The sequence below is a fragment of the Xanthomonas arboricola genome, assembly GCF_003353015.1.
Lineage (GTDB): Bacteria > Pseudomonadota > Gammaproteobacteria > Xanthomonadales > Xanthomonadaceae > Xanthomonas > Xanthomonas arboricola_E.
Map to the genome: position 1 here is coordinate 71015 of NZ_QREM01000009.1, position 20851 is coordinate 91865.

The 20851-nt window shown below is 67.4% G+C and carries 18 protein-coding genes; 7 read left to right on the forward strand and 11 right to left on the reverse strand.

Features of this window, described 5'->3' with window-relative positions; translation table 11 throughout:
• Window positions 1-62 precede the first annotated feature (62 nt).
• Window positions 63-1193: an NAD(P)/FAD-dependent oxidoreductase gene (locus C0541_RS10945; RefSeq protein WP_115048304.1), complete on the reverse strand. Its 1131-nt coding sequence runs from the start codon at window positions 1191-1193 to the stop codon at window positions 63-65.
• A 237-nt stretch (window positions 1194-1430) separates the two neighbouring features.
• Between C0541_RS10945 and C0541_RS10950 the strand changes: the two genes are divergently transcribed.
• Genes C0541_RS10950 through C0541_RS10975 form a run of 6 tightly spaced genes read left to right on the forward strand, consistent with a single transcriptional unit; the run spans window position 1431 to window position 7459 of the window.
• Window positions 1431-2615: a glycosyltransferase gene (locus tag C0541_RS10950; RefSeq protein WP_115048306.1), complete on the forward strand. Its 1185-nt coding sequence runs from the start codon at window positions 1431-1433 to the stop codon at window positions 2613-2615.
• A 52-nt stretch (window positions 2616-2667) separates the two neighbouring features.
• Complete coding sequence (gene rfbF / locus C0541_RS10955) at window positions 2668-3441, forward strand: glucose-1-phosphate cytidylyltransferase (protein WP_115048308.1); 774 nt, start codon at window positions 2668-2670, stop codon at window positions 3439-3441.
• A gap of 4 nt (window positions 3442-3445) precedes the next feature.
• Window positions 3446-4495, forward strand: a complete 1050-nt coding sequence (locus tag C0541_RS10960) for an NAD-dependent epimerase/dehydratase family protein (RefSeq protein ID WP_115048310.1) — start codon at window positions 3446-3448, stop codon at window positions 4493-4495.
• Window positions 4492-5073: a dTDP-4-dehydrorhamnose 3,5-epimerase gene (gene rfbC, locus C0541_RS10965; RefSeq protein WP_115048312.1), complete on the forward strand. Its 582-nt coding sequence runs from the start codon at window positions 4492-4494 to the stop codon at window positions 5071-5073. The genes C0541_RS10960 and rfbC overlap by 4 nt, the downstream gene beginning before the upstream one ends.
• Entirely contained in the window at window positions 5070-6371 is a 1302-nt protein-coding gene (locus C0541_RS10970; protein WP_115048314.1) for an NAD(P)H-dependent oxidoreductase, read from the forward strand. Before rfbC ends, C0541_RS10970 begins: the two co-directional genes overlap by 4 nt.
• A gap of 32 nt (window positions 6372-6403) precedes the next feature.
• Window positions 6404-7459 (forward strand): acyltransferase family protein, encoded by a 1056-nt coding sequence (locus tag C0541_RS10975; protein WP_238601309.1) that lies wholly within the window; start codon window positions 6404-6406, stop codon window positions 7457-7459.
• 58 nt (window positions 7460-7517) lie between these two features.
• Here C0541_RS10975 and cobA read toward each other — a convergent pair whose 3' ends face one another.
• From cobA to C0541_RS11010, 7 genes are all read right to left on the reverse strand, one after another.
• Window positions 7518-8264 carry a uroporphyrinogen-III C-methyltransferase gene (gene cobA / locus C0541_RS10980; RefSeq protein ID WP_193725938.1) on the reverse strand — a complete coding sequence of 249 codons (747 nt, stop codon included), beginning with the start codon at window positions 8262-8264 and terminating at the stop codon, window positions 7518-7520.
• Between the two features lie 68 nt (window positions 8265-8332).
• The gene (locus tag C0541_RS10985) at window positions 8333-11131 is read right to left on the reverse strand and encodes a nitrate reductase (protein ID WP_161960011.1); all 2799 of its coding nucleotides are present in this window, start codon (window positions 11129-11131) and stop codon (window positions 8333-8335) included.
• Window positions 11128-11493 carry a nitrite reductase small subunit NirD gene (gene nirD / locus C0541_RS10990; RefSeq protein WP_161960012.1) on the reverse strand — a complete coding sequence of 122 codons (366 nt, stop codon included), beginning with the start codon at window positions 11491-11493 and terminating at the stop codon, window positions 11128-11130. Before nirD ends, C0541_RS10985 begins: the two co-directional genes overlap by 4 nt.
• Window positions 11490-13907 carry a nitrite reductase large subunit NirB gene (gene nirB / locus C0541_RS10995; protein WP_238601351.1) on the reverse strand — a complete coding sequence of 806 codons (2418 nt, stop codon included), beginning with the start codon at window positions 13905-13907 and terminating at the stop codon, window positions 11490-11492. The genes nirD and nirB overlap by 4 nt, the downstream gene beginning before the upstream one ends.
• A gap of 58 nt (window positions 13908-13965) precedes the next feature.
• Window positions 13966-15135: a nitrate/nitrite transporter gene (locus C0541_RS11000; RefSeq protein WP_193725914.1), complete on the reverse strand. Its 1170-nt coding sequence runs from the start codon at window positions 15133-15135 to the stop codon at window positions 13966-13968.
• A gap of 733 nt (window positions 15136-15868) precedes the next feature.
• Entirely contained in the window at window positions 15869-16939 is a 1071-nt protein-coding gene (locus C0541_RS11005) for a CmpA/NrtA family ABC transporter substrate-binding protein (RefSeq protein ID WP_115048322.1), read from the reverse strand.
• Between the two features lie 4 nt (window positions 16940-16943).
• A complete protein-coding gene (locus tag C0541_RS11010; protein ID WP_115048324.1) occupies window positions 16944-17516 on the reverse strand; it encodes an ANTAR domain-containing response regulator in 573 nt (190 codons plus the stop codon).
• An 82-nt stretch (window positions 17517-17598) separates the two neighbouring features.
• Here C0541_RS11010 and C0541_RS11015 point away from each other — a divergent pair, with 82 nt between their 5' ends.
• Window positions 17599-18597: an NAD(P)-dependent oxidoreductase gene (locus C0541_RS11015; RefSeq protein ID WP_115048326.1), complete on the forward strand. Its 999-nt coding sequence runs from the start codon at window positions 17599-17601 to the stop codon at window positions 18595-18597.
• Window positions 18598-18625: 28 nt separating this feature from the next.
• On the opposite strand, the gene C0541_RS11020 is transcribed toward C0541_RS11015, so the two are convergent.
• The 3 genes from C0541_RS11020 to C0541_RS11030 are packed head-to-tail and all read right to left on the reverse strand — an operon-like array spanning window position 18626 to window position 20841.
• Window positions 18626-18988, reverse strand: coding sequence for a hypothetical protein (locus C0541_RS11020; protein WP_115048328.1), 363 nt, complete (start codon window positions 18986-18988; stop codon window positions 18626-18628).
• Window positions 18972-19541, reverse strand: coding sequence for a molybdenum cofactor guanylyltransferase (locus tag C0541_RS11025; RefSeq protein WP_115048330.1), 570 nt, complete (start codon window positions 19539-19541; stop codon window positions 18972-18974). Before C0541_RS11025 ends, C0541_RS11020 begins: the two co-directional genes overlap by 17 nt.
• A 46-nt stretch (window positions 19542-19587) precedes the next feature.
• The gene (locus C0541_RS11030) at window positions 19588-20841 is read right to left on the reverse strand and encodes a molybdopterin molybdotransferase MoeA (RefSeq protein WP_115048332.1); all 1254 of its coding nucleotides are present in this window, start codon (window positions 20839-20841) and stop codon (window positions 19588-19590) included.
• Window positions 20842-20851: the final 10 nt, after the last annotated feature.

Consider the following 20851-nt stretch of genomic DNA (forward strand, 5'->3'; position numbering starts at 1 on the left):
TCGATGTCCTGGCGGGAAGGGTGCATCGGGCAACCCAGGCCAGGCGCAAGACGCAGGCAATGTCACAGCGACAGCGCTGCCGCGCTGCGCCCGGCAGCCAGCAGTGCGGCCACATGCCGGGCGATGCTCAGGCAGCAGGTCAAACCGGGCGACTCGATCCCGAACAGGTTCACCAGACCGGCAATGCCGTGCATGGACGGACCGTCGATACGGAAATCGGCCGCCGCCTCGCCAGGTCCGCTGATCTTCGGGCGCACACCGCAATAGCCGGGCTGCAACGCGCCGTCCGGCAAGCCAGGCCAGTAACGCCGGATCGCTGCGGCAAACCGCGCGGCATGCGCCGGCTCGCAGTGGTAGTCGGGCTGCGCGACCCACTCCACGTCGGGGCCGAAGCGCGCACGCCCGCGCAGATCCAGCGTGAGATGCACACCCAGGCCGCCAGGTTCGGGCATGGGATAGATCAACTGCTGGAACGGCGAGCGCCCTGCCAGGGTGAAGTAGCTGCCCTTGGCGAAATAGCCGCGCACCTGTGCATGCGCCGGCAGGCGATCGATCCGCGCAGCCAGCGGCGGTGCACCGTGACCGGCCGCGTTGACCAGCCACGCGCAGCCAAGCTTGGTCGTGGACTGACCTGCGACGCTCACGCGCAAGCCCTGCGCCAATGGCTGGACCTGCGTGACGCGCGCACGCAGCGCCACGGTGGCGCCATGCGCTTCGGCATCGCCCTGCAATGCCAGCATCAGCGCATGGCTGTCGATGATGCCGGTGCTGGTGGACTCCAGCGCCGCCACGCAGCGCAACGCCGGTTCGCGCGCCTGCATGTGCGCCGCATCGAGCGGCAGCAAGCCGTGCGCGCCGCTGGCGGTGGCACGGCGGTGCAGCTGCTCGAGCTGGTCGCGCTGTGCGTGATCGCAGGCGATGATCAACTTGCCGCAGCGCCGGTGCGGCACGTGGCGCTGCTGGCAGTACGCATACAGCAACGCGTTGCCGGTGATGCACAGCTGCGCTTTCAAGGAACCGGCCGGATAGTAGAGCCCTGCATGGATCACCTCGCTATTGCGTGCGCTGGTTCCGGTGCCGATGCTGGCTTCGGATTCCAGCACCAGCACCTCGTGCCCCCGCATCGCCAGCTCGCGCGCGATCGCCAGCCCCACCACTCCGGCACCGATCACGATGCACTCGACGTCTTGCATGGCCGTTCTCGCACGAGGGAACGATCAGTCTATGCGCACACTAGAACGCGCAGGCTTGTCGTGATCGTCATCACTTTTTTCTCACAATCCAGTCCTATATTCGACCCTGGGACATGACGTAGATCACCTTTTCAACGCCAACAGGCGTTTTCCTGCGTCTGCGGTGTGCCTCCTTCCCCCCACCCGGGCGCGAACCGTCGCGTCCGGTCCGAAGCTGCAGTCATCGAAGGAAGTCGAATGGACGCAACGCGTTCGGTCCTGCTTGCCTCCAATTACGAGGCATGGCCAGAGGCCTTCAATGGGCAGGCATATGCGTTGCTCAACGTGGTCCGCAGCCTGGAACACGCGCAGTTGCTGTGTCCACCGGCCGCCGATTACACCCGCGGGCGCGGCGTCAATCCCGGCGTGTCGTATCTGTTCAACGAGCTCAGACATCGTGGCGCCTCTGCACTGCAGCGGCTGGGTGGGCAAGCGGCGCGCTCCAACGCGCAGCCCCGGATCGTCGAACAGGACCACGACCTGTTCTTCTACGTGTGCCAGTTTCCCAGGGAATTGAGCACGCTCGGGCGCATCAAGGGATGGCGCGAGCGCTGCCGTACCCGCGCGGTCTATCTGCTGGAAACCTGGCCGGAATTGCTGGAATCGCAGAAGGCCGAGTTGAAACTGCTGGACCACTTCGACCATGTGTTCGTGCTCAATGCCAGCTGCGTGGACGCGCTGCGGGGCTACACCAGCACGCCGGTGTCGTTTCTGGCCAGCGCCTGCGACACCTTGCTGGCAACGCCGTTGCCGCGGCCGCCGCAGCGCTGCATCGACGTGGTCAGCATCGGCCGGCGCATGCCGCAGGTGCACGCACAGTTGCTGGCGCATGCGCAGGCCAACCCCGATTTCTTCTATCTGCACGATGTGCTGCGCGGTGGCGCAGTGCAGGACTGGGCAGCGCATCGGCTGCAATCGGCAGCCATGATCAAGCGCGCCAAGTTCTTCATGGCGCACGACTTCGTGGTCGACACCCAGGGAGTCTTCAAGGGCGTGAAAAAACAGGCATTGGCAACGCGCTACTTCGAAGGCGCTGCCGGTGGCGCGGTGATTCTCGGCTCCGCGCAGGCCTGCCCGGAATTTGCACAGTACTTCGATTGGGACGATGCAGTGATCGAGCTGCCGGCCGATGGCGGCGAGATCGGTCTCTTCCTGCGCGAGCTGGAGCAGCAGACCGATCGCCTGGAGCGTGCCCGCCTGCACAACGCCGTGCAGTGCCTGCGACGGCACGACTGGGCGCACCGGTGGGCGCAGATCCTGCAGACGCTGCAGTTGCCGCGCCCGCCACTGATGGCCGAGCGCCTTGCCGTGCTCGACAACCTGGCCACGATGGCCGAGCAGGCTGCCTGCCCGCCGGCGATCGTGCTGAGCATGACCGCCTAGCACTTCATCGCACTGCGCCGCGACCAGCGGCGCGTCAGTTCAAGGATCAGCAATGAAAGCAGTCATTCTGGCGGGCGGCCTGGGCACGCGCATCTCCGAAGAAACCGCCATCCGCCCCAAGCCCATGGTGGAAATCGGCGGCAAGCCGATCCTCTGGCACATCATGAAGATCTATGCGCATCACGGCATCCAGGATTTCATCGTCTGCCTGGGCTACCGCGGCGAGGTGATCAAGGATTTCTTCATGAATTACCACATGCGCGAATCCGACGTCACCTGCGACCTCGGCAGCAACACCACCACCTTGCACAACACCCGCGCCGAACCCTGGCGCGTGACGCTGGTCGATACCGGCGCACAGACCATGACCGGTGGCCGGTTGCGCCGCGTGCGCGAGCATCTGCGCGACGAGGTGGCGTTCTGCATGACCTATGGCGATGGCGTGGCCGATGTGGACATCACCGCCGCCATCGCGCTGCACCAGCGCGAAGGCCGCATGGCCACGGTCACTGCCGTGCAACCGCCCGGCCGCTTCGGCGCCCTGCGTGTGGAAGGCGAGCAGGTCACCGGATTCCGCGAGAAACCGCTGGATGGCGATGGCCTGATCAACGGCGGCTTCTTCGTGCTGGACCCGCGCGTGATCGATGTGATCGAGGGCGATGCCACCGTGTGGGAGAACAGCCCGCTGGAAACGCTGGTCGATCGCGACGAACTGAGCGTGTATCGCCACGACGGCTTCTGGCAGCCGATGGACACGCTACGCGACCGCAATCATCTCGAAACCCTCTGGTCGTCCAATCGCGCGCCCTGGCGCGTGTGGGAGTAACAGCATGCGTATTCTGATCACCGGCAACATGGGCTACATCGGCCCGGTCGTGGCCGCGCAGTTGCGGCAGCGCTATCCGCAGGCCTGGTTGGTGGGGCTGGACCGCGGCTGGTTCGCGCACTGCCTGTCCGACCCACGCCGCCTGCCGGAAGTGGTGCTGGACCAGCAATGGTTCGGCGACGTGCGCGATCTCACTGCGCAGCAACTGCAGGGCTTCGACGCGGTGGTGCACCTGGCGGCGATCTCCAACGATGCGATGGGCAAGCGTTTCGAGCTGGTCACCGATGCGATCAACTGCCGCGCCAGCGTGGCGGTGGCGCAGGCGGCCGCGCAGGCCGGCGTGGGGCACTTCGTGTTCGCCTCCAGCTGCAGCGTGTATGGCGCCGCCGCCGATGGCACGCCACGGTCGGAAACCAGCGCCATCGCTCCGCTGACCGCGTATGCGCATTCCAAGGTCGACACCGAGCGTGCGCTCGCACAGCTGGACACCGACATGGTGATCACCTGCCTGCGCTTTGCCACCGCCTGCGGTGCCTCGCCGCGCCTGCGGCTGGATCTGGTGCTCAACGATTTCGTCGCCAGCGCGGTGGCCAACGGCACCGTGGAGGTGTTGTCCGATGGCTCGCCCTGGCGGCCATTGATCCATGTGCGCGACATGGCGCGCGCCATCGACTGGGCAGTGAGCCGTACGCCCGCGGCCGGCGGACAGTTCCTGTTCGTCAATGCCGGCTCGGAGCGCTGGAACGTGCAGATCCGCGATCTGGCCCACGCGGTCGGCGTGGCGATCCCCAGTGCGCACGTTGCAATCTCCACCAACGCACCGAGCGACAACCGCTCCTATCGCGTGGACTTCTCCCTGTTCGAACGCCTGGCGCCGGAACATCAGCCGCAGGAAACCCTGCGCTCCACCATCACCGAGCTGCGCGACGACCTGCAGCGCGCCGGGTTCAACGATGGCGACTTCCGCCAGCGCTCGGATTTCATTCGTCTGCGCATCCTGCAGCAGCTGGTCGACACGGGCGTCCTGGCACCGGATCTGCGGGTGGCGGCATGATCTTCCACCCCACCCCGCTGGCAGGTGCGTTCGTGATCGAGCCGCAGCAGCGTGGCGATGACCGCGGCTGGTTCGCACGCGTGTTCTGCACCCAGGAGATGGCGCAGGCCGGCCTGGTCGATCAGTTCGTGCAGGTCAACAACTCGTTCAATGTGCAGGCCGGCACCCTGCGCGGCATGCATTACCAGTTGCCGCCCGCCGCCGAGGTCAAGATCGTGCGCTGCATCCGTGGAGCGTTATGGGACGCGATCGTGGACCTGCGCCCGGATTCGCCCAGCTATCTGCAGTGGTACGGCACCGAATTGACGGCCGACAATCGCCTGGCGCTGTATGTGCCGCGTGGTTTTGCGCATGGCTTCATCACCCTGCAGCCGCAGACCGAGGCGTTGTATTTCGCCAGTGCGCTGTACACGCCGCAGGCCGAGCGCGGCTTGCGCTGGAACGATCCGCGCCTGGGCGTGCAGTGGCCGCTCGAACCACAGCTGGTGTCCGACAAGGATGCCACCTGGCCGGACTTCAACGCACACCAACACGGCATCCCCACCCTTGCCGGACTCACCCCGCGGGAGCGCGCATGAATATCGATCGTCTGTTGCAGGCCCGTGCCGCCGAAGGCCGCCCATTGCGTGTTGGCCTGTATGGCGCCGGCTTCATGGCACGCGGCATCGTCAACCAGATCGCGCACTCGGTGCCGGGCATGCGGGTGTCGGCGATCTGCAACCGCAGCGTGGACAAGGCGCTGGAGGCCTACCGCCAGGCCGGCCAGCACGCGCGTGTGGCCGATGGCGCCAGCGAATTGAAGCACCAGATCGCTGCCGGCATCCCCGCCGTGACCGACGATCCGGCATTGCTGTACGAGTGCAATGCGCTGGATTGCCTGATCGATGCCACCGGCGCCATCGACTACGGCGCGCGCATCAGCCTGGGCGCCATCGCCCACGGCCGCCACATGGTGACGATGAATGCCGAACTCGACGGCACCGTCGGCCCGCTGCTCAAGCGCAAGGCCGATGCGGCCGGGGTGATCTTCAGCGCCTGCGATGGCGACCAGCCCGGCGTGCAGATGAACCTCTACCGGTTCGTGCGTTCGATCGGCCTGACGCCGCTGCTGTGCGGCAACATCAAGGGCCTGCAGGACCCGTATCGCACCCCGGCGACCCAGGCCGGTTTCGCAGCGAAGTGGGGCCAGGACCCGCATATGGTCACCAGTTTTGCCGACGGCACCAAGATCAGCTTCGAGCAGGCGATCGTGGCCAATGGCACCGGCATGTCGATCCTGCAGCGCGGCATGACCGGCCACGAGCATCGCGCACATGTCGACGAACTGACCCGGCGCTACGACATCGAGGCCTTGCGTGCGGTGGGCGGCGCGGTGGATTACGTGGTCGGCGCCCTGCCCTCGCCCGGCGTGTTCGTGCTGGCCAGCCACGACGACGCCAGGCAGCAGCATTACCTCAATCTCTACAAACTCGGCGAAGGCCCGCTGTACAGCTTCTACACGCCCTACCACCTGTGCCACTTCGAGGTGCCGCTGTCGGTGGCGCGGGTGGTGCTGCTGGGCGATGCAGTGCTGCAACCGCTGGGCGCGCCGCTGGTGGAAGTGATTGCCACCGCCAAGCGCGACCTGGCCATCGGCGAAACCATCGACGGGCTCGGCGGCTACATGAGCTACGGCCAGTGCGAGCGCGCCGATGTCACTGCAAACGCACGGCTGCTGCCGATGGGCGTGGCCGAAGGCTGCGTGCTCCGCCACGCGGTACCCAAGGACCAGGTGCTGACCTACGACGACGTGCAGTTGCCGGCCAACCGCCTGATCGATCGCCTGCGTGCCGAGCAGGCCAGCGTCTTTGCCGACGCTGCGGAACTGGCGGCCTGAGCACGCAGGCAGCGGCCTGCTTCCATGCGCCGATGCCGCAGCCGATGGCCGCGCTGCCTGCCCGTCCCACCATCGGCGTCCTGCAGGCCGGGCGTGCGCTGGCCGCCACGATGGTGGTGCTCAGCCATAGCGTGCTGCCCACCGCGCACCTGGTACAGCCGTTACCGGCATGGCTGGCCGCGGCGCTGGCGCACGGCTATCTGGGCGTGGATTTCTTCTTCGTGCTGTCGGGCTTCATCATCTACCACGTCAACCATGCCAGTGCGGACACGCCGGGCTGGAGCCGTGATTACGCCAGCAGCCGCATCAGCCGCATCTACCTGCCGTACTGGCCGGTCGGCATTGCGCTGGCGCTGGCCTATACGCTGCGGCCCAGCCTGGATGATGGCGACACGGGGTGGTCATGGTTTGCCACGCTGACCCTGCTGCCGGTCGATGGGCAGTCCGCGTTGGGCGTGGCGTGGACGCTGGCTTACGAGCTGATGTTCTACGCGCTGGCGTGGCTGTTCTTCCGTAGCGGGCATCCGCTGCGCTGCGCGCTGCTCTGGGCCGGCGCGACGCTGCTGTACGCGGCGCTTGGCGCGCCGTTCGCGCAGCCGGTGGAGGTGTCCTGGCGGGCGTTGTTGCTGCATCCCATCACGCTGGAGTTCGTGTTCGGCATGCTGGCGGCACGCGCGGTATCGAGCGCTCCGGCATGGACGCCGTGGATCGGCGCTGCAGTGGCGGTCGTGGCATCGGCGTGCTTCGTGCTCGATGGCATGCAACGCGTGCATTCGCCGCTGCTCGGCCTGGCGATCGCCGGCGCAGTGGTCGTCCTGGTGCGCGCGGAATGGCGCGGCTGGCTGCGTATCGGCCCGCTGCTGCTGTTGCTCGGCAATGCGTCGTATGCGATCTACCTGGTGCATATGCCGCTGATGTCGCTGGTGGCACGCACCACGCGGCGGATGGGGCCGCTGGCCACCTGGCCGGTGAACCTGTTGCTCAGCGTCAGCGCCGCGCTGCTGCTCGGCGTGCTCTATCACCTGTGCTACGAGCGCATCGCGTTGCGGCATGCACGCCGCGTGCTGGCGCGCCAGGTGCGCCCATGACGTTGTCTACAACCGCGCCGCACGTGGACCTGCACGCCCGGCGGCCCGGCAATCGCACTCACCCCACCGCCTGCTCCAGCACCAGGCCGAAGCGATCGTCGCACTGCGCTGCCGCCTCGGACAGGGCATCGCCCACCAGCAGCAGGGTCGGCAGGCCGGGCAGCATCGCCGCAGCGGTGACACCCAGTTCGCCCAGCGTGGTGAGCCGGCGTTGCTGCTCGGGCCGGGTGGCGGCCTGCACGATGGCCGCCGGCGTGCTGGCCGGCAGATGCGCCAGCAGCGCGCTGGCCAAGGCATCGGCGCGGCGCAGGCCCATGTAGATGCCCAGCGTCGTGCCGCTGGCGGCCAGGGCACCCCAGTTGGGTTCGCCGTGATCGTGCGTATGCGCAGTGACGAAGGTGATGCCATGGCAATGGCTGCGATGGGTCAAGGACACTTCCAGCGCGGAGGCCGCGGCGAATGCGGCACTGACGCCGTTGATGATCTGCACGCCCACACCGGCGCGACGCAGGAAGCCGATCTCCTCGCCCGCGCGGCCGAACAGCAGCGCATCGCCGCCCTTGACGCGCACCACGCGCAGGCCCTGCAAGGCATAGCGCCGCATCAGCCGGCAGATGAAGTCCTGTGGCGTCGAGCGGCAGCCACCGCGCTTGCCGACCCGGATCACCCGCGCCTGCGGTGCGAGTTCGACGATCTGCGGGTTGGCCAGATCGTCCAGCAACACCACTTGCGCGGCCGCCAGCGCCTTGACCGCCTTGACGGTGAGCAGGTCCAGATCGCCGGGGCCGGCAGACAACAACACCACATCACGCGCACAGGAAGGAAGGACTGACATGGGAAGGTCTCGCAGTAGGTGATGGTCAGCACGGCCGCTCAGGCGTGCCGTGATTGCCGGCACAGCCGGGTGAGTTGCGGAACGCAGGAGCCGCAGACCGTGCCGCAGCCCAGGCGTTGCTTGAGCTGGGGCAGATCGGCACCGTCGTCGATGGCGGCATGGATCGCGGAGGTGGACACGTGCATGCAGCTGCAGACGATCGGGTCGCTGGGTGCGCCCTGTGTCTGCGCAAACACCGCCAGCCGCGGACCGTGCCAGGGCCGGCCTGCCAGTGCAGTACGCAGTAACGCCTGGTTGGCCTCGCTGGGCTGCGCTGCGGTGAGCAGCAGGCCGTCGATATGGCTGTGGCCGTCCTGCATGCGCCAGCCCACGCGACGCATCAGCCCGCGGCGCAGGTCGCGATACTCCAGCACGTCTGCACCGGCGGGCAGCTGCAGCGCGGCGATCAGGCGATCGAGCCAGCCCGCATCCGGGGCGCGTTCGCAGGCCGCATGCAGGACCGCCCAGTGCCCGCCGGCCTCGGCCAGCGGCTCGGCATGCAACCGTAGCGCTGCATAGCCGCAGTCGCGCAGCAGTGGCTGCAGCGTCTGCTGCAGGGCCAGCGCATCGCCACGTCGCGCAGCCAGCAGATGCCAGCCGAATGCGGCCTTCTCCACCCGCACCGCTGCATGCTTGAGTTCGGGCTGCTGCGAGCGCGCATCCACCGCCGGAATGCTCACTTCGTTGACGCCGCCGCTGGACAGGTGCTGCCCGCTCCAGTGCATGGCGGCGAACACGGTGCCCGAGCGCAGTTCGTCGGAGAGTTCCAGCGGCAGCACCAGCGCCCCGCGCTTGCTGGCGATCTGCACCAGTTCGCCGGCCACCAGCCCGCGCCGCGTCGCGTCGTCCGGATGCATGCGCAAGGCCGGTTCGGGGCTATGCGCGAACGCCGCGGGCACGCGCCCGCTGCGCGACATGCCATGCCATTGATCGCGCAGCCGCCCGGTCAGCAGCCGCATCGGAAACCGCGCCGAGGTCGGCTCGGCCACCTTGCGATACGGCGTGGCGTGGAAGCGTGCGCGCCCGTTGCCGGTGGCGAACACGCCGTCGGTATAGCGCCGCGCCTGCCCGTGCACGGCGCCGGCAGGAAACGGCCACTGCTGCGGGCCGCCATCCAGCATCGGGTAGTCCAGCCCGCCGATATCCAGGTCGCGCCCCACCGTCAACGCACGGTGTTCGTCGAAGATCTGCGCGGCGCTGTCAAACCCGAACAGGCCTGCGCCGCTCGCTGGTGCAAGACGCGCCTCGAGCCGGCGCGCCACTTCGCGGGCGATCCACCAGTCCGCACGTGCCTGGCCCGGCGCCTCCACCGCCTTGCGCACGCGGGTGATGCGGCGCTCGGAGTTGGTCACGCTGCCATCCTTCTCGCCCCAGCTGGTGGCCGGTAACAGCACGTCGGCATACGGCACGGTGTCGGTGCCGGAGAACGCGTCCTGCACGATCACCAGCTCGGCCTGTTCCAGCGCGGCGCGAATGCCATCCACCTCCGGCATCGAGTGCACGGGGTTGGTGCAGACGATCCACACCGCCTTCAGCGTGCCGGCACGCAACCGCTCGAACAACTGCACGGCCGGTGTGCCGGTCGTAGCGCTCAGACGGCCCGCCGGCAGCTTCCACAAGCGTTCCAGTTCCGCGCGGTCGTCGGCGTTGCCGATCTCGCGATGCGCCGCCAGCATCGTCGCCATGCCGCCGACCTCGCGCCCACCCATCGCATTGGGCTGGCCGGTCAGCGAAAACGGGCCCGCCCCCGGCTTGCCGATCTGCCCGGTCGCCAGATGCAGGTTGATCAGGGCCAGGTTCTTGTCGGTGCCATGCGCGGACTGATTCAGGCCCATGCAGTACAGCGACAATGCCGCCGGGCTGCGCCCGAACCACTCGGCCGCCTGCACCAGGTCCTCATGCGAGATACCGCAGATCTCGGCGCTCATGCGCGGGGTGTATTCGCGCAGCATGTGCTTGAGGGCGTCGAAGTCCTGGGTATGGGCCGCAACGAAACGCCCATCCACCAGACCCTCCCAGATCAGGTGATGCAGCATGCCGTTGAACAGCGCAACGTCGGTTCCGGGCTCGATCGCCAGGTGCAGGTCGGCCATGGCCGCGGTGTCGGTGCGACGCGGATCGATCACGATCCAGCGAATCTCCGGGTTGCGCGCGCGTGCGTCTTCCAGCCGGCGAAACAGCACCGGGTGTGCATACGCCATGTTGCTGCCGGCAAACAGCACCGTCTGCGCCAGCTCCAGGTCCTCGTAGCAGGTCGGCGGCCCATCGGCGCCCAGCGCCAGCTTGTAGGCGGTGACTGCGCTGGACATGCACAGGCGCGAATTGGTGTCGATGTTGTTGGTACCGAGCAGGCCCTTGGCGAGCTTGTTGAAGACGTAGTAGTCCTCGGTCAACAACTGTCCGGACAGATAGAAGGCGACCGCATCCGGGCCGTGCTGCTCGATGATCGCCGCCAGTTTGCTGGTGACGTGGCGCAGTGCCTGGTCCCAGCTCACCGCCGCCCGCGGCGCCTGCCGATGCCGACGCAGCTCGGGTTCGAGCACGCGCCCCTGCGGACTGGCGACAGTCTGCGGCAAGGCCAGGCCCTTGCTGCACAGGCGGCCCTGATTGGCCGGATGCTGCGGGTCGCCTTCGATCCCGACGATGCGCTCGCCAGTGGCATCGTGCTCGCTGTGGATCAGCACCCCGCAGCCCACCCCGCAGTAGCAGCAGGTCGAGCGCGTGATGCGATGCATCGGCGAGGATGGCTGCGGCGGCGACGCCGCGCCGATCGACGGGAGCTGCAGGCCGTCGCTCATGCGGCCGGCTCGGCGACGGCATCCGCCTGCGGCACCGGCTGCAACACGATCCACACCGCATCGGCCTCCACCTTGACCGGGTAGCGCGGCGCGCAGCCCACATCCGGTGCACAGGCCTGGCCGCTCTGCAGGGCGATCGCCCAGCCGTGCAACGGACAGGTCACCGTTTCGCCGGCCACGATGCCCTGCGACAACGGCCCGCCCTTGTGCGGGCAGCGGTCGCGCAACGCAAACACCTGGTCGCTGGCGGTGCGGAACAAGGCGATCGGCGCAATGCCGTCGACCTCCAGTACGCGCGCGCCCAATGCAGGCAGGTCCTGCAACGCACACACGCGGATCCACGCGGTCTGCTGCATGCTCATTCCTCCACCGTTGCGGCCGGCGCGGCGATGCGCAGCGGTTGATACTCCTGCCGACGTTCGCCGGCGATACGCGCCTTCCACGGGTCGACCAGACCTTCCAGCGAGTACAACAGGCGCTCGTACAACGCACGCCGGTTGGCCGCGTCGTCCACCACCTGTGCGCGGATATAGTCCAGGCCCACCCGTGCGATGTAGTGCACGGTGCGATCCAGGTAGTACGCCTGCTCGCGGTACAGCTGCAGGAACGCGCCGGTGTATTCGCGCACTTCCTCGGCGGTCGCCACCTTGACCAGGAAGCGCGCCACCTCGGTCTTGATGCCGCCGTTGCCGCCGACGTGCAGCTCCCATCCCGAATCCACCGCGATGATGCCGACATCCTTGATGCCGGATTCGGCGCAGTTGCGCGGACAGCCGGACACCGCCAGCTTCACCTTGTGCGGGCTCCACATATTGGCCAGCATGGTTTCCAGGTCGATGCCCATCTGGGTGCTGTTCTGGGTGCCGAAACGGCAGAACTCGCTGCCCACGCAGGTCTTCACCGTGCGGATCGACTTGCCGTAGGCGTGGCCGGAGGGCATGCCCAGATCGCGCCACACATCGACCAGATCTTCCTTCCTGACCCCGAGCAGATCGATGCGCTGGCCGCCGGTCACCTTGACCATCGGCACAGCATATTTATCGGCGACATCGGCAATGCGGCGCAGCTCTCCGGCATTGGTCACCCCGCCCTTCATCTGCGGAATCACCGAGAAGGTGCCGTCCTTCTGGATGTTGGCGTGCGCACGCTCATTGATGAAGCGCGATTGCGGATCGTCGATGGCCTCGTGCGGCCAGGTCGACAACATGTAGTAGTTGATCGCCGGCCGGCAGGTCGCGCAGCCATTGGGCGTGCGCCATTCCATGAAGGCGTAGGCCTGCGCATGGGTGAGCAGCTTGTGCTCGCGGATGGCACGACGCACCTCGCCATGGCTCAGATCGGTGCAGGCGCAAACCGCCTTGGTTTTCGGCGTTTCCTGGAAGTTGGAGCCCAGGCAGTTCATCAGGATCTGCTCGACCAGCCCCGTGCACGAGCCGCAGGAACTGGCCGCCTTGGTGTGCTTCTTCACCTCATCGACGGTGAACAGCCCCTGCTCGCTGATCGCCTTGACAATCGTGCCCTTGCACACGCCATTGCAGCCGCACACCTCGTCGCTGTCGGCCATCGCACTGGCGCGGTCCTGCCCGCCGGTACCCGAGTCGCCGAGCGCGCTCTCGCCGAAGATCAGTTGATCGCGCTGCGCCTGGATCGGCGTACCGTCCTTGAGCAGCTTGAAGTACCAGCCACCGTCGCTGGTATCGCCGTACAGGCAGGCACCGACCAGCACATCGTCGCGGATCACCAGCTTCTTGTAGACCCCGCCGGCCGGATCGGACAGCACGATCTCCTCGCAGCCATCGCCGCCCATGAAATCGCCGGCCGAAAACAGGTCGATGCCGGTGACCTTGAGCTTGGTCGAGGCCACCGAACCGCGATAGATGCCGATGCCGAACTGCGCCAGGTGATTCGCACACACCTTGGCCTGCTCGAACAATGGCGCCACCAGGCCATACGCGATGCCACGGTGGTTTGCGCACTCGCCCACCGCATACACGCGCGGATCGAAGCTCTGCAGACTGTCGTTGACCACGATGCCGCGCGAGCAATGGATGCCGGCTTCCTCGGCCAGGCGCGTATTCGGGCGGATGCCCGCCGCCATCACCACCAGGTCGGCCGGGATCTCGCTGCCATCGGCAAACTTCACCCCGACCACCTCGCCCTGCGCGTTGCCCAGCAAGGCACTGGTCGCGGTACTCAGCTTGAACTCCAGCCCGCGCGCGCGCAGCGCCTGCTGCAGCAGGTTGCCGGCCACCGGGTCGAGCTGGCGCTCCAGCAACCAGCCGGCCAGATGCACCACGGTCACCTCCATGCCGCGCAGCTTCAGGCCATTGGCCGCTTCCAGGCCAAGCAGGCCGCCGCCGATCACCACCGCATGCTGCTTGCTGCGCGCAGTCTCGATCATCGTGCGCGTGTCCTGGATATCGCGGTAGCCGATCACCCCCTTCAAGTCGTTGCCGGGAATCGGCAATACGAACGGAACCGAGCCGGTGGCGATCAACAGGCGGTCGTACTCGGCCTCGGTGCCATCCGCGGCGATCACCCGGCGACGCACCCGATCGATGCGCGTGACTTCCTTGTTCAAATGCAGGTGGATGCCGTTGTCCCGATACCACTGCAACGGATTGAGCACGATGTCGTCGAACTCCTGCTCGCCGGCCAACACCGGCGACAGCAGGATGCGGTTGTAGTTGGGATGCGGCTCGGCCCCGAACACGGTGATCTGGTACATGCCCGGCATCAGCTTGAGCAGTTCCTCCACGGTGCGGATGCCGGCCATGCCGTTGCCGATGACGACGAGTCTGGGTTGCTTCATTGCCTGGATTCCTGTCGTCATGTCAGACCCGCGCCGCGCCGGCGCCGGACCATTCGCTACGCCACTGGGTCTTGACCCCGGCCAGCAACGCCCAGCCAGCCAGTGCGAACGCAGCGAACAGCCACATGCCGAGCGCATAGCTGCCGGTGTGCTGCTTGAGCACGCCCAGGCCGGCAGCCAGCGCGAACCCGCCGATGCCGCCGGCCATGCCGATCAAGCCGGTCATCACCCCGATGTCCTGCGCAAACCGCTGCGGCACCAGCTGGAACACCGCACCGTTGCCGGCACCCAGGCACAGCAGGGTCAGCACGAACAAGGCCAGCGTCACCATCGCGCCACCCGCACCGATGCCTGCGATACCCACCAACGCTGCCACCAGGAGATAGACCGTCAGCAAGGCACGCGTACCGCCAACGCGGTCGGCAATCACGCCGCCCAACGGCCGCATCACCGACCCCGCCAGCACGCAGGCTGCGGTCGCCCATCCTGCAGTGCGCGCATCGAAGCCGAACTGGTCGTGGAAGTAGCCCGGCAACGCACTGGCAAACCCCGAAAAACCGCCAAAGGTCACCGAATAGAACAACATGAAGCGCCATGCATCGCGGTTACCCACCAGCACGCGGCCATAATCGGACCAACGCTTGCGCGCCACCGGCACCGGCGCCTCCTTCGCAATCAAGACAAACACGATCAGCGTCAGCAGCAGCGGAATGCACGCCAGTCCGAACACGTTCTGGTAACCGAACGCCAACGCCAGCATCGGTGCGAACAACGCCGCCAGCACGGTGCCGGAATTGCCGGCACCGGCAATCCCCATCGCGGTGCCCTGGTGCTCGGGCGGGTACCAGCGCGAGGCCAGCGGCAGCGCAACCGCGAAGGAGGCGCCGGCAATGCCGAGCAATACCCCCAGCAGCAACACCTGCCCCATGCTGTGCACGCCGAACTGCCAGGCACCGAACAACGAGGCGATCACCGCCAGTTGTGCGACAACGCCCGCGCGCTTGGCACCGATACGATCGGCCAGCATGCCCAGCGCCAGCCGGAGCACCGCGCCGCACAGGATCGGCACCGCCACCATCAGGGCGCGCTGCTGCGTATCCAGTCCCAGCGATTGCGCAATCGGCACCTGCAGCGGACCGAGCAGGTACCACACCATGAAACTCAGGTCGAAATACAGGAAGGATGCGAACAAGGTGGGCGTGTGCCCGGATCGCCAGAACGAGCGCTGCATAGAGACCTCTTCGAATGCGATGGCCAAAAAAAAACGGCGCCCCTCCGGTAAGACCGGAAGGACGCCGTTGTCCTGGATGCGTGCAGATCGCCGTTGATCCGCTGCATCGTATGCGTGTTGTTGCAGGCACGCCGTTGCACCTGCACGTAAGGACCAAGCAATCAACGTGCCAACTTGCTCACCCAGGCCTCACGCTGCTGCAAGTCCCTGGAAAATAGCGGCTTTCTGGCGATGCCCCACGTTCGCCAACAGCCTATCGACGGACGAATGCAGCTTGCCATTCCCGGCTTTCGTGCGCCGATGCACCAAGAGCGTGCGTCGGGTAGTACATGCTCTAGCGCATCGCAGTGCCAAGAGCGCCGAACAAATCTCATGCACTGCAAGGAAGCGGTGTCCTTGTCAGATGCAGTCCAACGCCTGGCTAGTCGAGGGCGCGATGCCCTCACCGCTTGCCGGACACGCCGTGAACCCCTCCGGCATGGATGCCGCGTAAGCGCTTACAGGGACGTACCTGCAGCGTGTCCCGCGATGGTGGGCGGGCAAGGGCCCTGCAGCCAGGCCGCAGACCGCATGCTTTATGCCGTTGCCGTTGCCGTTGCCTCAGTCTTTGCTCCTGCTCCCGCAGCTGCCCGATCCAATGCATCCCGCCACCCCACTCCAGCCTGGCTGGCTGCATGACCCTGCCCAGCCAAGCTCAGGGCGTATCGAACAACCGGTTGCTGCGGTGATCGCCTTCTGGCACGGCCACGCCCACGCGTGCCGCAGCGCGCCGATAGTTGTCCAGTCGATGGATGTCGCGCAGCCGCGCGATGTCGTCTTCCTGGATGTCATGCCAGCCCCAGCGTTGGAACTGGGTCAGGAACCACTCGCCGTCCGATAGCCACGGCATGTTGACTGCGCCGCCGCGGTGGAAGGCCAGCGCCGTGTCATCGCTGGCATGCGCCTTCGCATCGTCATCGGCGTCCAGGCAGGCCGCCAGATAGGTCGCCGACACGCCGATATGCTGCGGCTCGGCCAGCCATTGCGCACACTGCGCGCGGTTGGCCGGCGCCGCATCCAGCCAGCGGCAGGCGTCCAGTATGCAGGCAGTGAGGCGTTCGATCGACTCGGGCTGCAGCGCGGCGAATTCGCGCCGGCAGGCCAGTACCTTCTCCGGATGTCCGGCCCACAGCTCGCCACTGCGGATCACGCGGCGACCGCTGCCTTGCGCCTGCGCCACCGCCGCCCACGGCTCGCCCGAGCAATAACCATCGATCAGGCCGCTGGCCAGGGCATCGGGCATCTGCGGCGGCGGGATGCTGAGCACCTCCACCTCGCGCATCGGGTCCACGCCGCGCGCGGCCAGCCAGTAGTACAGCCACAACGCATGCGTGCCGGTCGGGAAGGTCTGCGCAAACACCGCGCGGCGACCGAGGCCGGCCAGCGCCTGCGGCAACGGCTGACCATCGGCCAGGGCCTGCGCGAGCGCCGGTGCCAACGTGATCGCCTGGCCGTTGTGGTTGAGTGTCATCAACAGCGCCATCGGGCACTGCGGCCCGGCAATGCCCAGGTCGATCGCATAGACCAGGCTGGCCAGCGCGTGCGCGGCATCGACCTCGCCAGCCAGCAGGCGGTCGCGCACGCCGGCCCAGGATGCCTGCCGTTGCAATTGCAACTGCAGCCCATGCACATGGTCCAGGCCCAGTCGTTGCGCCGCGACCAGCGGCGCGCAATCGATCAGCGGCATGTAGGCCACGCGCAGTACGGGAAGGTCGGCTTGGCTCATCTGTTCATCCCAGCAACTCGGCCATGGCCACGATGCGTCGCGCCACTTCGGCCAGTTTGACGCCCTGCTTCATCGCCTGCTGGCGCAGCGCCGCGTAGGCGTCGGCCTCGCTCAGGCCGCGTTTTTCCATCAGCAGGCCCTTGGCGCGATCGACCAGCTTGCGGTCCTGCAAGGCCTGCTGCACATCGTCCAGGCGCTTGCGCATGCTGCTTTCCTGCGCAAACCGCGCCAGCGCCACCTGCACGATCGGCGCCAGCCGCGCCGGCGCCATGCCGTCGACCACATAGGCGGTGACGCCGGCGCCGACGGCCGCATGGATCAAGGCATCGTCGCCATCGCCGGAAAACATCACCACCGGGCGCGGCGCATGGGCATGCAGCATCGACAGTTGCTCCAGGGTGTCGCGCGAGGGCGAGTCGACATCGATCACCACCACGTCCGGCTGCTGGCTCTGTACCGCATGCAGCAAGGCACCGACCGAGGCCACATCGTCGAGCACCGTGTAGCCGGCGCGCGTCAATGCCTGGCGCAGTTCGCCGATCGGCTTTTCGGTATCGTTGACCAGCAAGACACGCATTGGCGGCAGCGAGGCGTGGACGTGGCCTGATGGTGCCATGCAACATGCCGTCGGTGCGAGCCATCCTTTCGGAGTACGTCTGATGCCGTTGTTCCCGTTGTTCGCAAACCTGCAAGCGCGCGCCGTGCTGGTCATCGGCGGTGGCGAAGTCGCCACGCGCAAGGTGCTGGCGCTGCTCAAGGCCGGCGCGCAGATCCGCCTATACGCGCATGCGCTCTCGCCCGAACTGGCGGAGCTGATGCAGGCCGGCCGTTTCGAACAATTGGACGGCCAGTTCGATCCGGCCTGGATCGACGACGTGTGGCTGGTGGTGGCCGCCACCGACGATGGCGCGTTGAATCAACGTGTCGCCGCTGCCGCCGGCGCGCGTCAGCGCCTGGTCAACGTGGTGGACGATGCGGAGCTGTCGACCTATCAGGTGCCGGCCATCGTCGACCGCGACCCGCTGGTCATCGCCATTTCCTCCGCCGGCGCCGCGCCGATGCTGGCACGCCGCCTGCGCGAACGGCTGGAACGCGAGCTCGATGTCTCGGTCGGTCGTTTTGCCGGCCTGTTTGCGCGTCACCGCGAGCGTATCCGCAGCCAGTTCCCCGACATGAATCGGCGCCGGCGCTGGTTCGACCGCGTCATCGACGGCAACGTGCCGCTGCTGCTGCAGGCCGGCAACGACGACGCGGCCGAAAGCGCCTTCATCGCCGCACTGGACGATGCCGGCGCGGTGTCGGCGCGTGGCAGCGTGCAACTGGTCGGCACCGGCCCGGGCGATCCCGGCCTGCTCACCCTCAAGGCGCTGCGCGCGATGAACCTGGCCGACGTGCTGCTGATCGGCGAGGGCATCCCCGATGCCGTGCTGGAACTGGCAAGGCGCGATGCCTCACGCCGCGGCTTGCCGCACGATGCCACGGCACAACACGATGTGTTGCTGGAACTGGCCACCGAAGGCCTGCACGTGGTCGCGTTGCGGAGCGGCGCCGGCTACAGCGATGCCGATGCCGCTGCAATCGAGGCCGCGCTGCAGGCGCGCGGGCTGGCATGCGAGCGTGTGCCCGGCATTGCTGCGCGGCCTGAAGCCGACGCATGAGCGGTGCGCGTGTGCAGCCACCGCCACCTCAGGTTTTCGCAAAGCGCTTGCGCGCACTGTCGCGCACATCGATGTCGAAGGTCACCTGCAACGCCGTGTGTTCGGCATGGCCGGCACCGGCGTCGAAGCTGAAGCGCAGTCCCTCGCGGCTGGGCAGTTGCCGTGCATGGTCTTCCAGTGCGTGGCGCGGCACCGACAACTGCCAATGGTCGGTGGCGCAGTTGCAGGCCGCATGCCCGCCGGTCAGGCTCACGCTGTGGCGCACCAGGCGCGCGCCCTGCCCGCTCGGCAAGCGGCTCAGGTTCTCGACCGTGCGCCCGGCGAGCAACTCGGCCAGTTCGGCTTCGTCGATGCGAAAGCGCAGCTGCTGACCTTCAATCTGGATTTTCATGAATGAGCTGACTCCACTGCTCTGGCGTATTGCAATTGACGAACGCGGCGCGTTCTTTGGCGGTGACAGCCACGCGATGGCAGTGCAATGCGGCCTGCAGGGCGCGCAGCGAGCGTGACGACCCGGCGCCGGCCATCAGTGCAGCGAGCGCCTCACGCACAGCGGCGTCCACGTACAGACGCATCGGCAACATCTGGTCGTCGAAGGCAACGCAGCGCCCATGTGGTGGCGCCAGCAGGCGCTTGAGCAATGGCCTGGACAGCAGCGGCATGTCGACCGGGACCACCACCAGCGTCACCGCATCGGCCAGGCGATCAATCACGCTGGCCAGGCCGCCCAGCGGCCCCAGGTCCGGCTGCGCATCGGCAATCCCGGCATAGCCCGGGCGATCGCCGCTGATCACCACCTCCAGCGCGCCGGCATCGAGCAGCAAGGCCTGCATGTGCTCCAGCAATGGACGTCCGTGCCACTGCAGCAGCGCCTTGTCCCGCCCCATCCGCGAGGACCGGCCGCCGGCCAGCACCACACCCGTCCAGGCAGGGGTGGCAGTCATGCCGCCTGCCTGCCGGCACCGCATCGCGCCGTGTGCAAGTCCATGCTCATGGCACAAGCGCCGGCGCAGCCGGTTGCAGGTGGCCCAGCCCGAACACCTGCGCCGTCGTGCTGGGCGCGGCGCCATCGTCCTGCGGTTCCAGCACTGCCCACACATTGGCCTGCAACAACGGCGCCACGCGGAACGACTCCTGCTGCGGCAGGATCTGCACGCAGAGCACGCCGGCCGCGTTGCAGGTCAAACGTGCGCGCAGGTGCTGCCGCCAGAGTGGCCGTGCCTGCATCGGCGTCTCCAGCGCAACCTGCAAGCCGCGCTCGGCCGGCATGCCAAGCAAACCGCGCAACGCCGGCTCGACGAAAAAACGCAGCCCGGCGGCGCTGGCCATCGGATTGCCCGGCAGGCCGACATACAGTACGCCGTCCTCGAAGCGCGCCAGCAACACCGGCTTGCCCGGCCGCACTGCGACCTTGTGGAACAGCACCGCCGCGCCATGCCGTGCCAAGGCATCCGGCACGAAATCGTAGCGACCGCGCGACACCGCGCCCGTGCTCAGAATCACATCGGCGCCCGCAGTGCGCGCCTGCGCAAGCGCCGGATCGAAGCCGGCAACGTCATCGCCCACCTGTCCATGCCACACGACTTCGGCGCCGGCTGCACGCAGCTGGCTGAGCAGATAGCTGCTGGTGCCATCGCGGATCTGTCCAGGCTGCAGCGGCTGCGCCGGATCGCCGACCAGCTCGCGGCCGGTCGCAATCAGGGCCACGCGCGGACGCCGCACCACCTGCACACGCGCACAGCCCAGCGCGGCCAACAGCATCAGGTGTGCGGCGCGCAGCACGGTGCCGGCCGCGATCACGCGATCGTGCAAGGCCACATCTTCTCCGCGCCGGCGGATGTGCTGGCCGGCGCGCAGATCGGCACGCAGACGGATGCGACTGGGTCGCAGGCCATCGTGCGCCAGCACTTCCACCTGTTCGATCGGCACCACTGCATCGGCGCCCGCAGGCAAACCGGCACCGGTCATGATTTCCCACGCGTTGCCCGCCGCGATGCCGCCGGCATCTTCGCCTGCGGCAATGCTGCCGCCGACCACATGTTCGCTGCCTGCAGGCGCACCACGACCGGCAGTGAGCAATGCGAAGCCATCCATCGCGCTGTTGTCGAAAGCCGGCAGCTCGGCCGGGCTCGACAACGCCTGCGCAAGCACACGCCCCTCGGCATCGGCACTGTCCACCCACTCCGCGGCAAGCACGGCGATCTGCTGATGGACAAGCGCAACTGCGTCGGCGTAGCTGATCATGAGCAGGGCA